This window comes from Polymorphobacter megasporae (assembly GCF_018982885.2).
Taxonomy (GTDB): domain Bacteria; phylum Pseudomonadota; class Alphaproteobacteria; order Sphingomonadales; family Sphingomonadaceae; genus Polymorphobacter_B; species Polymorphobacter_B megasporae.
The window spans coordinates 3,448,695-3,463,858 of the sequence record NZ_CP081848.1 but is presented as its reverse complement, the minus strand read 5'-3'; the positions used below and the strand labels follow the sequence as shown (position 1 = coordinate 3,463,858).

The 15,164-nt window shown below is 67.6% G+C and carries 11 protein-coding genes; 10 read left to right on the top strand and 1 reads right to left on the bottom strand.

Going from position 1 to position 15,164, the window contains the following annotated elements; all coding sequences use genetic code 11:
- The first annotated feature begins 3 nt into the window (after window positions 1-3).
- From KTC28_RS16215 to KTC28_RS16170, 10 genes are all read left to right on the top strand, one after another.
- The gene (locus KTC28_RS16215) at window positions 4-996 is read left to right on the top strand and encodes a PEPxxWA-CTERM sorting domain-containing protein (RefSeq protein WP_216709868.1); all 993 of its coding nucleotides are present in this window, start codon (window positions 4-6) and stop codon (window positions 994-996) included.
- Window positions 997-1,512: 516 nt separating this feature from the next.
- Entirely contained in the window at window positions 1,513-1,602 is a 90-nt protein-coding gene (locus KTC28_RS16210) for a potassium-transporting ATPase subunit F (protein WP_216709867.1), read from the top strand.
- Window positions 1,603-1,618: 16 nt separating this feature from the next.
- On the top strand, window positions 1,619-3,328 hold the full coding sequence (gene kdpA / locus KTC28_RS16205) for a potassium-transporting ATPase subunit KdpA (protein ID WP_216709866.1): 1,710 nt from the start codon (window positions 1,619-1,621) through the stop codon (window positions 3,326-3,328).
- A gap of 14 nt (window positions 3,329-3,342) precedes the next feature.
- Window positions 3,343-5,352 (top strand): potassium-transporting ATPase subunit KdpB, encoded by a 2,010-nt coding sequence (gene kdpB, locus KTC28_RS16200; protein WP_216709865.1) that lies wholly within the window; start codon window positions 3,343-3,345, stop codon window positions 5,350-5,352.
- Window positions 5,353-5,363: 11 nt separating this feature from the next.
- Window positions 5,364-5,954 carry a potassium-transporting ATPase subunit KdpC gene (kdpC, locus tag KTC28_RS16195; protein WP_216709864.1) on the top strand — a complete coding sequence of 197 codons (591 nt, stop codon included), beginning with the start codon at window positions 5,364-5,366 and terminating at the stop codon, window positions 5,952-5,954.
- Entirely contained in the window at window positions 5,951-8,632 is a 2,682-nt protein-coding gene (locus KTC28_RS16190) for a DUF4118 domain-containing protein (RefSeq protein ID WP_216709863.1), read from the top strand. Before kdpC ends, KTC28_RS16190 begins: the two co-directional genes overlap by 4 nt.
- A complete protein-coding gene (locus KTC28_RS16185; RefSeq protein WP_216709862.1) occupies window positions 8,629-9,300 on the top strand; it encodes a response regulator in 672 nt (223 codons plus the stop codon). The genes KTC28_RS16190 and KTC28_RS16185 overlap by 4 nt, the downstream gene beginning before the upstream one ends.
- Complete coding sequence (locus KTC28_RS16180; RefSeq protein WP_439650104.1) at window positions 9,297-10,094, top strand: kinase; 798 nt, start codon at window positions 9,297-9,299, stop codon at window positions 10,092-10,094. The genes KTC28_RS16185 and KTC28_RS16180 overlap by 4 nt, the downstream gene beginning before the upstream one ends.
- A 75-nt stretch (window positions 10,095-10,169) precedes the next feature.
- Window positions 10,170-11,846 (top strand): tetratricopeptide repeat-containing sulfotransferase family protein, encoded by a 1,677-nt coding sequence (locus KTC28_RS16175; RefSeq protein ID WP_216709861.1) that lies wholly within the window; start codon window positions 10,170-10,172, stop codon window positions 11,844-11,846.
- A gap of 113 nt (window positions 11,847-11,959) precedes the next feature.
- Entirely contained in the window at window positions 11,960-14,488 is a 2,529-nt protein-coding gene (locus KTC28_RS16170; protein ID WP_216709860.1) for a TonB-dependent receptor, read from the top strand.
- Window positions 14,489-14,513: 25 nt separating this feature from the next.
- Here KTC28_RS16170 and KTC28_RS16165 read toward each other — a convergent pair whose 3' ends face one another.
- Window positions 14,514-15,125 carry a TetR/AcrR family transcriptional regulator gene (locus KTC28_RS16165; protein WP_216709859.1) on the bottom strand — a complete coding sequence of 204 codons (612 nt, stop codon included), beginning with the start codon at window positions 15,123-15,125 and terminating at the stop codon, window positions 14,514-14,516.
- Window positions 15,126-15,164 lie beyond the last annotated feature (39 nt).

The following is a 15,164-nucleotide window of genomic DNA, read 5'->3' as shown; positions in this document are numbered from 1 at the left end:
AAAATGCGCGCGATGCTGTTGACTTCACTCGCCACGGTTGCACTTGTCGCATTTGCCGCGCCGACTGCCGCGCTCGCCGATGACTGCGAGACAAATCCCGACGGCTGCGGCGGCGGCGGCGGTCCGCCGCCTCAGCCGTCGCTCGGGGCGGCACAAAGCGTCAACGGTCTCTATTTCGTCTTGACCGACAGCTCCTACGATTACCGGTACGGTTTCGTGACCAACGGAACCACCGGCTTTAGCGGCGGCGGCCCGTTTCACCCGATTGGCGGCGATGGCACCGTGACCGACGGCTTCGCGGATTCGACCGTCTCGTTGCGGGCAACGAGCTCCCCCGACGATCCGTCGTCGGCAACGACTGCCACTGCCAGCGCCGCTTTTTCATCGCGCGCGAGCCTGACCAACGCGTATCTCGTCGAACTCCATGCGAGCAGCGCCGCGGCGTTTGCCGCGCTCGAACCAGCGCTTACGACGAGCGGCGCGATCGCCACCATCCACGGCCATTATTCTCTGGCGGCGACCGGCACCGCTTATTCGACGGCCAACGTTGTGACTGGCGTCGGGTTCGGCGGCGGCACCAGCCTCGACGACTTGCTGCAGAGCGGAGCCGGATCGACGTGCAACTTCACGGGGCCTCCGGGCACCGGCTGCGGTCCGGCGAATTATGACCTCGCTTTGAACTTCATCACAGGCTCGACATTTGCCAATGGTGATCCGCTGAGCATCTACGGCTTCATCTCGTTGTCGACTTCGGTTAGCGCCGGAGGGTTCGACGCCTCCGGGCTGGCCGGGACCGCGTCGGCGTTCATCGACCCGACGATCACGCTCAACTCACTCTTCAACAACCCGCTCTATTCGCTCAGCGTCGGCAACGCGATCACGCCGTATGTCGGCGGCGCAGTTCCGGAGCCCGCGAGCTGGGCGTTGATGCTCGTCGGCTTCGGCCTGACCGGCCGGGCTGCCCGGCGCGCGGCGCGGAAGACCGTCCTCGCTTAGACGAGGGGAGCGTCGGCTCCACATGATTTGATCCAGGCGAAGGCCGGAACCAATGAATTCAACCGGTTGTGTTCATGGGTTCCGGCCTGCGCCGGGATGACACCAGGCCTGACGCAGCCTTGCACCGCTCAGTCGTCGCCCAATCCAACGCTAAGTTCAAAATAAGTTCACACAAACGCGTACTGTTTTTCACTTCGCGTTTCTTGCGCGAAACGCGATCAGACGGACGTTGCCAACAATGAGAAAGAACGCGAGCCGCCCGGTGGCGGCTCGCGATCATCCTATGCCTGTTAGTCCACTGTAGGACAGGACGAACTGCGGCGATCTTTACGCCGCCTTTATGCGCCCAGCCCGCTATCGCATGGAGCGGCATGCGCCCCGCGCCTACCTCCGGCCTTCAATGTGCCGAGGAGCGTCATCGTGCAGGATTTGATCTGGATCGGCATCGCCGTCGGGCTGGCGTTGCTCAGCCTGCTCTACGTGTCGCTCGCCGACCGCGCCTGAGGGGCAATTCCCATGACATTCGCCATGTGGCTCAGCGCGGCGACCGCGCTCGGCCTTCTTTTGTATCTCGTCGCGGTGCTCACGCACCCCGAAGACTATTGATCGCCGGAGAGCGTCGATGACCTTCCAGGGCTGGCTCCTGATCGCGCTGTTTACGGCGTGCATCATCGCAATCACGAAGCCGATGGGCGCGTGGTTGTTCGCATTGTACGAGGGGCGGCGGACCCCGTTCCATGTCGTCCTCGGCCCGGTCGAGCGCGGCTTTTACGCGCTCGGCGGGATCGACCCCGACGAGGACATGACGTGGCGTCGCTATGCGGTCCACGTCCTGATCTTCAGCCTCGCCGGCGTGCTGCTGACCTATGCCTTCCAGCGGTTGCAAAACGTCCTGCCGCTCAACCCGCAAGCGTTTCCCGCGGTCGACCCGCATCTCGCGATGAACACCGCGATCAGCTTCATCACCAACACCAACTGGCAGTCGTATTCGGGTGAGTCGACGATGAGCCACCTGACGCAGATGGCGGGCCTTTCAACGCATAACTTCCTGTCGGCGGCGACCGGCATCGCGGTCGCCTTCGCGGTGATCCGCGGCTTTGCCCGTCGCGAGAGCAAGGGGCTCGGCAATTTTTGGGCCGACATGACGCGTGTCACGCTCTATCTGCTGCTCCCCGTTTGCATCGTCTATGCCGTCGTCCTCGTCGCGGGCGGCGTGCCGCAGACCTTCGCCGGGACCGCGGTCGCGACGACGCTCGAAGGCGCCAAGCAGACCCTCGCGCTCGGCCCGGTGGCGAGCCAGGAAGCGATCAAGATGCTCGGCACCAACGGTGGCGGCTTCTTCAACGCCAACTCGGCGCACCCGTTCGAAAACCCGAGCGCGTGGACCAACTTCCTCCAGATGGTGTCGATCTTCGCGCTCGGCGCCGGGCTGACGTGGACCTTCGGCAAGGCGGTCGGCAACACGCGGCAGGGCTGGGCGATCTTCGCCGCGATGCTGCTGCTGTTCCTCGCCGGGACGACGGTCGCCTATTGGGCCGAAGCCGCGGGCAACCCCAACCTCCACGCGCTCGGCCTCCATGCCGCCGACGGCAACATGGAGGGTAAGGAAGTTCGCTTCGGCATCGCCGCGTCGGCATTGTTCGCCACCGTCACCACCGACGCGTCTTGCGGCGCGGTCAACGCGATGCACGACAGCTTCACCGCGCTCGGCGGGATGGTGCCGCTGTTCAACATCCAGCTCGGCGAGATCATCTTCGGCGGCGTCGGGTCGGGGCTGTACGGCTTCCTGATCTACTGCATCGTCGCGGTCTTCGTCGCCGGGCTGATGGTCGGACGATCGCCGGAGTATGTCGGCAAGAAGATCGAGAGCCGCGAGGTCAAGCTCGCCGTCCTCGCGATCGCCGTCCTGCCGCTGATCATCCTGTCGTGCACCGGCATCGCCGCAATCGTCCCCGCCGGGCTCGCCGGCCTCAACAACAAGGGCCCGCACGGCTATTCGGAGATCCTCTACGCCTTCTCGTCGGCCGTCGGGAACAACGGGTCGGCGTTCGCCGGGCTGACCGCGAGCACGCCGTTCTACGATGGGTTGCTCGCCGTCGCGATGTGGTTCGGGCGCTTCTTCGTGATCATCCCAGTCCTCGCGATCGCCGGCAGCCTCGCTGCCAAGCGCGTCGTCCCTGAATCGTCGGGCTCGTTCCCGACGACCGGCCCGCTCTGGGTCGGCCTGCTGATCGGGATCATCCTGATCCTGGGCGGCCTGACCTTCCTGCCGTCGCTCGCGCTCGGACCCATCGCCGATGAACTGGCGATGGTTCACGGCCAGCTGTTTTAATCGGAGTCACGTCAATGGCCCGCGCCGTCGCCCCCTCATTGTTCACGCCTGCCCTGATCGGCCCGGCGGTGATCGATGCCTTCCGCAAGCTCAACCCCGCGCAGCTCGTGCGCAATCCGGTGATGTTCACCACCGGCGTCGTCGCGCTGCTGCTGACGATCCTGCTGTTCGCCGGTGGCACCGGCCTCGCGGTCGGCTTCCAGATTCAGCTCGTCGTCTGGCTGTGGCTGACTGTCCTGTTTGGCAACTTCGCCGAAGCCATCGCCGAGGGGCGCGGCAAGGCGCAGGCCGCCTCGCTCCGCCAGACCAAGGGCGAATTGACCGCCAAGCGCGTCTCGGGCGAACAAGTCGCGGCATCGGCGCTTAAGGTCGGCGATCTTGTGCTCGTCGACACCGGCGACCTGATCCCCGCCGACGGCGAAGTCGTCGAGGGCGTCGCCTCGGTCAACGAAGCCGCGATCACCGGCGAAAGCGCCCCCGTCATCCGCGAGGCCGGCGGCGACCGCTCGGCGGTCACGGCGGGGACGCGCGTCATCTCCGACAAGATCACCGTCCGTGTCACCGCCGGTCCGGGCGAAGGCTTCCTCGACCGCATGATCGCGCTCGTCGAAGGCGCGTCACGGCAGAAAACGCCGAACGAGATCGCGCTGACGATCCTGCTCGTCGGGCTGACGATCATCTTCCTGATCGCGGTCGGGACGATCCCGCTGTTCGCGACCTATGCCGGGGGAGCGGTGTCGGTGGTGCTACTCGCAGCGCTGCTGATCACGCTGATCCCGACGACGATCGCGGCCTTGCTGTCGGCGATCGGCATCGCCGGGATGGACCGGCTCGTCCGCTTCAACGTGCTGGCGAAGTCGGGCCGCGCGGTCGAAGCGGCGGGCGATATCGACGTGCTGCTGCTCGACAAGACCGGGACGATTACCGTCGGCGACCGCCAGGCGACCGAGTTCCGCAGCGTCGCCGGCGTCCAGATGGGCGAACTCGCCGAGGCGGCGTATCTGTCGAGCCTCGCCGACGAAACTCCCGAGGGTCGCTCGATCGTCGTCCTCGCCCGCGAGAAGCACGGGCAGTCGGCGACGATGCCGGTCGGGGCTGAAGTCGTGCCGTTCTCGGCGTCGACCCGGCTGTCAGGGCTCAAGTTCGGCGCGACCTTCATCGAGAAGGGCGCAGTCGACTCGGTCCTCAACAAGCTCCCCGACAGCGCCTCGGCGAGCGAGCTGCGCCGGATCACCGACGAGATCGCGCGGTCGGGCGGCACCCCGCTCGCCGTCGTCCGCGACGGGCGCATCCTCGGCGCGGTCCATCTGAAGGACATCATCAAGGCGGGTATCCGCGAGCGCTTCGTCGAGCTGCGCCGGATGGGTATCCGCACGGTGATGATCACCGGCGATAACCCGCTGACTGCCGCGAGTATCGCCGCCGAGGCCGGGGTCGACGACTTTCTCGCGCAGGCGACGCCGGAGGACAAGCTCGCGCTGATCCGCAAGGAGCAGACCGGCGGCAAGCTCGTCGCGATGTGCGGCGACGGCACCAACGACGCTCCGGCGCTCGCACAGGCCGATGTCGGGGTGACGATGAACACCGGGACGCAGGCGGCGCGCGAGGCGGGCAACATGGTCGACCTCGACAGCGACCCAACCAAGCTGATCGAGATCGTCGGGCTCGGCAAGCAACTGCTGATGACGCGGGGAGCGCTGACGACCTTCTCGATCGCCAACGACGTCGCCAAGTATTTCGCGATCCTGCCGGCGATCTTCGTCGTGCTGTATCCGGGTCTCGCGGTGCTCAACGTCATGGGGCTGGCGTCGCCGCAGAGCGCGATCCTGTCGGCGATCATCTTCAACGCGCTGATCATCCCGGCGCTGGTGCCGCTGGCATTGAAGGGCGTGAAATACCGCCCGGCGGGGGCGGGGACGCTGCTCGCGCGCAATCTCGCGGTCTATGGGCTGGGCGGTATCGTCGCGCCGTTCATCGGCATCAAGCTGATCGACATCGCCGTTTCCGGCCTCGGTCTGGTCTAAGGAAGTTCACCATGAACGCTGATTTCCGTTCCGCAATCCGCCCTGCGCTGGTCATGCTGGTGCTGTTCACCATCCTGACCGGGCTGGCCTACCCCGCGCTCATCCTCGGCATCGGCCAGCTGGTGTTCCCGAGCCAAGCGAACGGAAGCCTCGTCCGCGACGGTGATCGGGTCGTCGGCTCCGAGCTGATCGGGCAGAATTTTGCCGCGCCGAAATACTTCCACGGACGCCCGTCGGCGGCGGGCAAGGGGTATGACGGGCAAGCGTCGTCGGGGTCGAACCTCGGCCCGACGTCGAAGGCGCTGGTCGATCGCGTCCGCGCTGACGTCAAGGCCGCGCGCGCCGACGGCCTGACCGGCGACGTCCCCGGCGACCTGCTGACGACCTCGGCGTCCGGGCTCGACCCGCACATCTCGCCGGCGTCGGCAAGGGTCCAGATCGCCCGCGTCGCCAAGGCGCGCGGGATGACCGAGCCGCAGGTGCAGGCGATCGTCGAGGGTGCTGTCGAGGCTCCGCTCGCGGGGATTCTCGGTGAACCGCGGGTCAACGTGCTGATGCTCAATCGACAGCTCGATGCGTCGGGCGCTAAACCCGCCGGGTGACCGCCCGCGATCCCGACCGCCCGGCTCCCGAGGCCTTCCTGCGCGCCGCCGCGCAGGAAGGCCGCGGCCGTTTGAAGGTCTTCCTCGGCGCAGCCCCCGGCGTCGGCAAAACCTATGAGATGCTGACTGATGCCGCGGCGCGGGTCCGCGAAGGGGTCGACGTCGTCATCGGCGTCGTCGAGACCCACGGCCGTGCCGAGACCGAGGCGCTGACCCGGCCGTTCGAGATCATGCCGCGCCGCCATACCGAAGGCTCGGTCCGCGCGCTCGACGAGATGGACATCGACGCGATCCTCGCGCGCCGCCCGCGCCTCGTGCTGGTCGACGAACTCGCGCACACCAACGCCCCGGGGTCGCGCCACCCCAAGCGCTACCAGGACGTCGACGAACTCCTCGCCGCCGGGATCGACGTCTTCTCGACGGTCAACGTCCAGCACATCGAGAGCCTAAACGACGTCGTCGCTTCGTTCACCCGGGTCCGGGTGCGCGAGACGGTGCCCGACCGGATGCTCGACGACGCCGATATCGAGGTCGTCGATATTCCCCCCGACGAGCTGATCGAGCGATTGAAGGCGGGCAAGGTCTATGTCCCCGACGAAGCCGCACGCGCGCTCGGGCATTTCTTTTCGCGGACCAATCTCCAGGCGTTGCGTGAGCTGGCGCTGCGGCGTGCGGCGCAGGCGGTCGATGCCGAGATGCTCGGCGACCTGCGCGCGCGGGCGCTCGCGGGGACCTTCGCGGCGGGCGAGCGCGTTCTCGTCGCGGTCGACGCCGCCGCCAGCGCCGCCGAACTCGTCCGCGCCGCCAAACGCTTGGCCGATGCCCTGCGCGCGCCATGGACCGCTCTCCACGTCGAGACCGAGCGGACCCGCCGCCTCGATGCTGCCGGGCAGTCGCGGCTGGCGGCGACGCTGGCGCTCGCGGTCCAGCTCGGCGGCGGGACCGCGACAATCCCCGCGGCGAACGTCGTCGACGGGCTGTGCGACTTTGCTGCCGAGGCGCGGATCACGCAGATCGTCGTCGGCAAATCGCTCCGATCGTGGTGGTTCGAGCGACGCTACGGCTCGGTCGTCGACGCGCTGGTCCGCGGCATCGACGGCGTCGCGGTCCACGTCCTGCCGACCGGCAAGGGCGCCGCACAAGCCACCGCACCGCGGCGAACGATCACCCGCCCGATGGACTATCTATTGACGCTCCTGATGGTCGCGGGCGTCACCGGCATCGCCGAGATCGTCACTGGGCCGAAGACGGTCAACAGCGTCGACATGATGTACCTCGTCCCGGTGCTGACCGCCGCGACGATCTGGGGGCTACGCGCCGGGGTCTTCGCCGGGGTGCTGTCGGCGCTGGCGTACAACTTCTTCTTTCTTCCGCCGCTCTACACCTTCACGATCGCCGATCCGGCGAACCTCGTCACCGTCCTCGTCCTGCTGGTCGTCGCGGTGATCGTCAGCCAGCTTGCAGCGCGGACGCGGGTCCAGGCCGATCTTGCCGCGTCGGGCGCGCGCGCCAATGCCGCGCTCGCGGGCTTCTCGCGGCAGTTGACCGGGGTGACGACGGTGCCCGAACTGGCGCAGTCGATCTGCGCCGAGATCGCGCGGTTGTTCGACGTCCGCGCGGTGATGATGCTGCCCAAGCGCGGTGACCTGATTCTCATCGCGGCGGTGCCCCCCGGCGACGAGCTCGGCGCGGTCGAGCTCGCGGCGGCGCGCTGGGTCGCCGACAAGGGGCGTCCGGCGGGGCGCGGGTCGGACACGCTGACGGCAGCCGACTGGCTGTTCCACCCGCTCAACACCGGGCGCGGGACGATCGCGGTGATCGGCATGGCGCGCGACGACGGGCGCGATCCGCTGCGTCCCGACAGCCTCGCGCTGCTGACCAGCGTCCTCGACCAGTCGGCGCTCGCGCTCGACCGCATCCAGCTTGAGGCCGAGATGGCCGATGTCGCCCAACTCCGCGAGCGCGACCGCCTTCGCGCGACGCTGCTCGCGAGCGTCAGCCACGACCTGCGGACCCCGCTGACGAGCATCGTCGCCGCCGCGAACGAACTTCGCGCGACCGCGGCGACGACGTCGAACACCCCGTTGTTCGACACGCTCGACGCCGAGACCCAGCGGCTTCGGCGCTTCGTCGCCAATCTGCTCGACATGGCGCGGATCGAGGCGGGGGCGCTCAACCTAAATATCCAGCCCACCGACCTGACCGATGCGGTTGCGGGCGCGGTCCACGACGTCCGCCGCGCGCTCGCCGACCATCCGATCGCCCTTGCCGTGCCGCCCGACCTGCCGCTGGTACGGATCGACCCGCAGCTGTTTCACCACTGCCTGATCAACCTGCTCGACAATGCCGGCAAATATGCCGACCCGGGGACCACCGTGACGATCGCCGCGACGCGCCGCTACGACGGCATCGAGCTAACCGTGACCGACGAGGGGCCGGGCTTGCCGCCGGGGAGCGAGGCGCGCATCTTCGACACGTTCCTGCGCGTCGAGGGGTCCGACCGGACCAAGGACGGCACCGGGCTCGGCCTCGCGATCGTAAAGGGCTTTGCCGAGGCGATGGGGCTGACCGTGGCCGCCGGCACGCGCAGCGATCCCCGTGGCGCACGCTTCGCGGTCCAGTTCCCCGAGGCGCTGCTCGTCCGTGCCCCCGCCGTCGCGACCGAGGCCGCAGAATGAGCGCGGCGACGATCCTCGTCGTCGACGACGAAGCCGCGATCCGGCGGCTGGTGCGCGGTACGCTGGCCCGCGCCGGGTACGACGTCGTCGAGGCCGATACCGCGCGCGCGGCGCTCAACGCGATGACGATCGACAAGCCCGACCTCGTCCTGCTCGACCTCGGCCTGCCCGACCGCGACGGGCTCGAACTCATTCCGCTGATCAAGGGCAAGGCGGCGCTGATCGTCGTCTCGGCGCGCGACCAGACCGGCGAGAAGGTCGCCGCGCTCGACCTCGGCGCCGACGATTTCGTCACTAAGCCGTTCGATAGCGACGAACTCCTCGCGCGCATCCGCACCGGCCTGCGCCACCGGCTGGCGAGCGAGGCCGAGGCCGAGGTCGTCACCGTTGGACCGATCACGATCGACCTCGCGCTCCGCCGGGTCCGCCGCGGCGAGGAGGAGGTGCGGCTGACGCCGAAGGAATATATCTTCCTCGCCGAACTCGCCAAGCATCCCGGGCGCGTTCTGACCCACCGCCAACTGCTCCGCGCCGGCTGGGGGCCGGCGCACGACGACGACGTCGAATACCTCCGCGTCGTCGTCCGCAGCCTGCGGCAGAAGCTGGGACCTGAGGGGATGACGCTGATCCGCAGCGAGCTTGGCGTCGGCTACCGGTTGGGCGGTTGACCGCCGCCGACCTTGTCGAGACGGTCGTTCGCGGAGCGCTGGACGATGTCACCCGCCGCCCCTTGGTGATCGGCGTCTGCGGCGCGCAGGGGAGCGGCAAGTCGACCGTGGCGACAGCGGTGGTCGCGCGGCTATCCCTAAGCGGGCTCCGGGCGGCGACGCTGTCGCTCGACGACTTGTACCTGACTCGCGCCGATCGCTTGCACCTAGCCGCGACGGTCCATCCGCTTCTTGCGACGCGGGGCGTGCCAGGAACCCATGATACCGCACTCGGACTGGCGTTGCTTGCCGCGCTCGACTTGGGCGCGGCAGTCCGCTTGCCGCGCTTCGACAAGGCGAGCGATGACCGCGCACCCGAGGGTGACTGGACGCCGATCGCTCCCGCGCTCGACGTCCTGATCTTCGAGGGTTGGTGTGTCGGCGCGATGCCGCAACCTGCCGCCGACCTCGGCGCGCCGGTCAACCCGCTCGAACGTGACGACGACCCAGACGGTCGCTGGCGGGCGTACGTCAACGCCTCGCTTGCGGGCCCCGGCTACCGCGCGTTATTTGCCCGGATCGACCGGCTGATCCTGCTTGCTTCGCCGGGGTTCGAGGTCGTCCGCGATTGGCGCGTCGAGCAGGAACGTCGTGGAGCAGCGGTCATGACCGATGCCGAAGTCGCGCGCTTCGTCGCGCACTACGAGCGGCTGACGCGGCACATTCTCGCCGAGATGCCCGACCGCGCCGACGTCGTCATCCGCCTCGCGCCCGACCGCTCGGTCACCTTCGCCGAGCGCGGTTCGACAAGTTGAGCCGAGGACGCGCTTCGAAGCCAGGTGGCTGCGGTCGCCATTGACAGTATCGCCGCATCCCGGGAGTTATCGGCGATGGCAAACTTGCGACCACTGACCGCGGAGGCGTGGCAGGACCGCGGCGACCGCGCCATCGCCGCTGGCGACCGCGCTGGTGGAGATGCCGCGCACTGCCACGCGGTCGCAGCATCGGTACACGACAGCGAACTGATCGATGCAGCGATGGCGCTGGCCGAGGCACGGCTTGCAGTCGCCGAGCGGATCCTGAGACCCCGGCTCAAGCGGCGGCCGACCGACGTCGCGGCGATGCGGATGCTCGCCGAACTTGCCGGGAGGTTGGGGCGCTACCGCGATGCCGAGACGCTGCTGCGCCGCGCGCTCGACCTCGCGCCGTCGTTTCGCGAGGCGCGGTTCAATCTCGCGACGATCCTCCATCGGCGCACCCGCTCGACAGAGGCATTGGACGAAATCGCCCGGCTGCTCGCGCTCGACCCCGGCAATCCGAGCTATCGCAACCTGCGCGCGGCGGCGCTCGCCCGGCTCGGCAACTTCGACGCGGCGCTGACGGTCTATGCGACGCTGCTCGTCGATCATCCGCGCCAGCCGAAGGGGTGGATGAGCTATGGCCATGCGCTCAAGACCGTCGGGCGGCAGGGAGAGGCGATCGCGGCGTATCACGAGGCGATCGCGCAGGCCCCGGCGCTCGGCGAGGCGTATTGGAGCCTCGCCAACCTCAAGACCGTCGCATTTTCGGACGAGGACGTCGCCGCGATGACGCTCGCGCTGGCCGATGCGCGGCTCGCGGCCGAGGACCGGCTCCACCTCCACTTCGCACTCGGCAAGGCGCTCGGCGACCGTGGCGACCCTGCGGCGAGCTTCGCGCAATACGTTGAGGGCAACGCCATTCGTGCAGGCCAGCTCAAATACGATGCCGCCGAGACGACCGCCGCGGTGGCCCGGGCGCGCGCCTTCTTTACCGCCGAGATGTTCGCCGCCCGCGCCGGGCAGGGCGACCCCGCCACCGACCCGATCTTCATCATCGGCATGCCGCGGTCGGGCTCGACGCTGATCGAGCAGATCCTGAGCAGCCACCCAGCGGTCGAAGGCACGTCCGAACTTCCCGACATTCCGGCGCTGGCGTGGCAGGTCGGCGAGCGCGACGGGGCGAGCAGCGTGACGGCATATCCCGAGGCGCTGGCGACCACAGACCTCGCCGCTCTCGGGGCCGATTATCTCGCGCGGGCGAAGGTCCAGCGGAAGACCGCGCGACCGCTGTTCATCGACAAGCTGCCGAACAACTGGCTCCACGCCGGGATGATCCGGCTGATCCTGCCGAACGCAAAGGTCATCGATGCGCGACGGAGCCCAATGGCGTGCGGCTGGTCGAACTTCACCCAGCATTTCGCGCGGGGGCAGGGGTTCAGCTATTCGCTCGCCGATATGGGGGCGTACTATCGCGACTATGTCGGGCTGATGGACCATTTCGACGCGGTTCAGCCGCGCGCGATCCACCGCCTCGACCACGAAGCTCTCGTTGCCGATCCCGAGCGCGAGGTTCGGCGGCTACTCGACTATTGTGGCCTCGATTTTGACCCGGCGTGCCTGCGCTTCTGGGAGACCGAGCGCGCGATTCGGACGCCGAGTTCAGAACAGGTCCGCCGCCCGATCAGCGCCGCCGGGCTCGACCAGTGGCGCGTGTACGACCAATGGCTCGGCCCCTTGCGCGAAGCACTCGGACCGCTCGCCGACTGACCGACTGACGCGAAAATGCAACAGTCGCGCAACCGTTTTGCCGCGATGCAGCACGCCGCTTGACGTCGGCGATGCCGGGGACGACCCTTCGATCGCAGCCGGGGGATTGGTTCATGCTTAACAACGAGCCTAGATTGATCGTCGCGATGCTGCTGGCGACGACCGCGCTCGGCGCGCCAGCACTGGCGCAGGACGCTCCGGCGCAGGTCGCTGCCGCCGACATTCCCGTCGCCGACGAGATCATCGTCACCGCGCAGAAGCGTTCCGAGAATTTGCAGAACGTGCCCATCAGCATCCAGGTGCTCGGCACCAAGAAGCTCGACCAGCTCGATGTGTCGAATTTCAACGACTTTACCAAGTTGCTGCCGAGTGTGACGTTCCAGACACTCCAGCCCGGGCAGACCACGGTCTATATCCGCGGCGTCGCCAGCGGTGGCGACGGCAACCATTCGGGCCCGCTGCCGAGCGTCGGCGTCTATCTCGACGAGCAGCCGGTGACAACGATCGGCGGCACGCTCGACATCCACATCTACGACATCGCCCGGATCGAGGCGCTCGCCGGGCCGCAGGGCACATTGTATGGCGCGTCGTCGGAAGCGGGGACGATCCGTATTATCACCAACAAGCCCGATCCGGGCGGTTGGGCTGGGGCGATCGACGTCGAGGGCAATACCGTTTCGCACGGCGGGATCGGTGGCAAGGTCGAGGGTTTCGTCAACGCGCCGTTGACCGACCGGTCGGCTCTGCGCGTCGTCGGCTGGTACCAGCACAACGCCGGCTTCATCGACAATGTCGCGGGGACGCGCACCTTCCTCCCCGCGAGCGACGGCAGCGTCATCACCAAGAACAATGCCGCCTTCGTCAAGAACAACTACAACACCGTCGACATTGCCGGGGGCCGCGCCGCGCTCAAGATCGACCTCGACGATAATTGGACGATCGAGCCGACGGTGTTCGGCCAGACCCAGATCAACCACGGCGCGTTCGGCTTCGACCCGAGCCTCGGCGACCTCAAGGTCCAGCATTTCTCGCCCGAATATTATCGCGACCGCTTCATTCAGGCGGCGCTGACAGTCACCGGCAAGATCGGCAATTTCGACCTGACCTATGCGGGGGCGTATCTCGACCGCAAGATCCACAGCTCGCAGGACTATACCGACTATGCCGAGCAGTATGATTCGCTCTACGCCGGATCGGGAGGCATCGCCCAGTATTTCAGCTTCCACGACGCCTCGGGAAAGATAATCGACCCGTCGCAAACGATCGTCGGGGCCGACCATTTCACCAAGGTCAGCCAGGAACTGCGCCTTGCGTCGCCGGTCGACCAGCCGTTCCGCATCGTCGGCGGGCTGTTCTATCAGCGCCAGACGCACCTGATCCATCAGGACTATCAGGTCGCCGGTCTCGCCGCCGACGTCTCGGTCAACGGCCATCCGGGGACCCTGTGGCTGACCCAGCAGGACCGCGTCGACCGCGACTATGCGGTGTTCGGCGAGGCGAGCTACGACGTCGTTCCCGCCGTTACGCTGACCGCTGGCGGACGTTTCTTCAAGTACGACAACAGCCTGATCGGTTTCTTCGGCTTCGGCCGTAATCCGGCCGCGACCGCTGACAATGGCATTCCGTACAACGCCGCGGGCAGCTCAAAGACCGGCGTCGCCGGCTGTTATACTTCGACCGGCGCGTCGGTCCGCGATAATCCGACGGGCACGATCCTGCCTGCGAACGTCCCCGGCGGGCCGTGCACCAACCTCGGTGACTTCAAGAACGGCACCGTCGTCCCGAAGGACGCGAGCGACACCGGCTTCACGTGGAAGGGTAACGCGACGTGGCGGATCGACTCCGATCACCTCGTCTATGCCACCGCGTCGCGCGGATTCCGCCCCGGCGGCATCAACCGCCGCGCCGGCATCGCGCCCTACGCCTCGGACTTCCTGACCAACTACGAGCTCGGCTTCAAGACCAGCTGGTTCGACCGCGCGGTCCGTTTCAACGGCGCGTTCTTCTGGCAGGACTGGGACAAGTTCCAGTTCGCCTTCCTCGGCGCGAACAGCTTCACCGAGGTCCACAACGGGCCGAACGCGCGGATCAAGGGGATCGAGGCCGATCTCAACTGGATCGCCGCGCCGGGCCTGACCTTCGTCGCAGCGGGCGCGTATACCGACGCCAAGACGCGCAAGAACCTCTGCGGCATCGACGACCCGACCTACACCTGCAGCGCCGACAGCGGGAACTACATCGCCGCACCGGCGGGAACCCGCCTGCCGATCACGCCGCAGTTCAAGATCAACGGCACCGCGCGGTACGAAGCGCCGCTCAACGAGACACTCAAGGGGCATGTCCAGGCGGTCGTCGCTCACCAGAGTTCCGCGGCTTCCGATATCCGGTCGGTGGCGTTCACCCCGACCGCGGTCGCCTATGATCCCGCAACCTCGCTCGGGCGGCTTTCGGCGTACACGACCGTCGATTTCGCGGTCGGCGTCAACTGGCCGTTCCTGTCGGCGGAGATCGTCGTCGAGAATGCCTTCGACGAGCGTGCGCAGCTGTCGCGCTACGCCGAATGCGGCTCATGCACGATCCGCCCGTACATCGTCACCAACAACCCGCGGACGATCGGCCTGCGGCTGGGGCATAATTTCTAGCCGGCACCGATGTGACGCCAGCGATTCACGCCGCGCGGGCTTGAGCCGATAGGACGTGCTCGACCTGGCGTTCGATGATGCGACGGGCGTTCTCCGGGCTCAGCGCCTGCACCAGCCGCAGGCGTTGCCACGTTTCGGGGCTGACCAGTAGGTCGAGCGCTTCGAACCCGTCGGCGTCATCGACGAAGGCATTGTCCACGACCATCGCAAGCCGCGCCCGCATGACCGCGCGGATCCGGCCATGCTCCTCGTAGATCGATGCCGACCGGTGCCGGTGGACGTCGGCGGCGCGCATATACGGCAGAAGCTGTTCGTAGGTGCTAAGACGGCGGTCGATCAATTCGTCGAGCTGTCCGCGCCAGCCGACCGCCGAAAATGGGATCAGCCAGACCTGATAAATCTGGGCAAGCCGCATCTGCATCGCCTGGAACAGGCTTTCCATGTCGCGGAAGTGCCGAAAGACGCTGCGTAGGCCGACACCCGCGCGCGCCGCGACTTCCTCGGCGCTCGGGCTGATCGCGCCCGCCGCGACAAGGTCGAGCATCGCGGTGACGATGCTGTCGCGCGACCGTTCGGACCGGCGATGGCGGCCGTCGGTGGCGCGCGCGGGAACGGCGGAAGCCGGCGACGACGCCATCAGGCGATGACCGACGTGGGGCGCGCTGCCGGCATCTTG

Excerpts from the sequence above, each read along its gene's own strand:
- KTC28_RS16215 (WP_216709868.1), top strand. The coding sequence starts at position 4 with ATGCGCGCGATGCTGTTGACTTCACTCGCCACGGTTGCACTTGTCGCA.
- KTC28_RS16210 (WP_216709867.1), top strand. The coding sequence starts at position 1,513 with ATGACATTCGCCATGTGGCTCAGCGCGGCGACCGCGCTCGGCCTTCTT.
- kdpA (WP_216709866.1), top strand. The coding sequence starts at position 1,619 with ATGACCTTCCAGGGCTGGCTCCTGATCGCGCTGTTTACGGCGTGCATC.
- kdpB (WP_216709865.1), top strand. The coding sequence starts at position 3,343 with ATGGCCCGCGCCGTCGCCCCCTCATTGTTCACGCCTGCCCTGATCGGC.
- kdpC (WP_216709864.1), top strand. The coding sequence starts at position 5,364 with ATGAACGCTGATTTCCGTTCCGCAATCCGCCCTGCGCTGGTCATGCTG.
- KTC28_RS16185 (WP_216709862.1), top strand. The coding sequence starts at position 8,629 with ATGAGCGCGGCGACGATCCTCGTCGTCGACGACGAAGCCGCGATCCGG.
- KTC28_RS16175 (WP_216709861.1), top strand. The coding sequence starts at position 10,170 with ATGGCAAACTTGCGACCACTGACCGCGGAGGCGTGGCAGGACCGCGGC.
- KTC28_RS16170 (WP_216709860.1), top strand. The coding sequence starts at position 11,960 with ATGCTTAACAACGAGCCTAGATTGATCGTCGCGATGCTGCTGGCGACG.
- KTC28_RS16165 (WP_216709859.1), bottom strand. The coding sequence starts at position 15,125 with ATGGCGTCGTCGCCGGCTTCCGCCGTTCCCGCGCGCGCCACCGACGGC.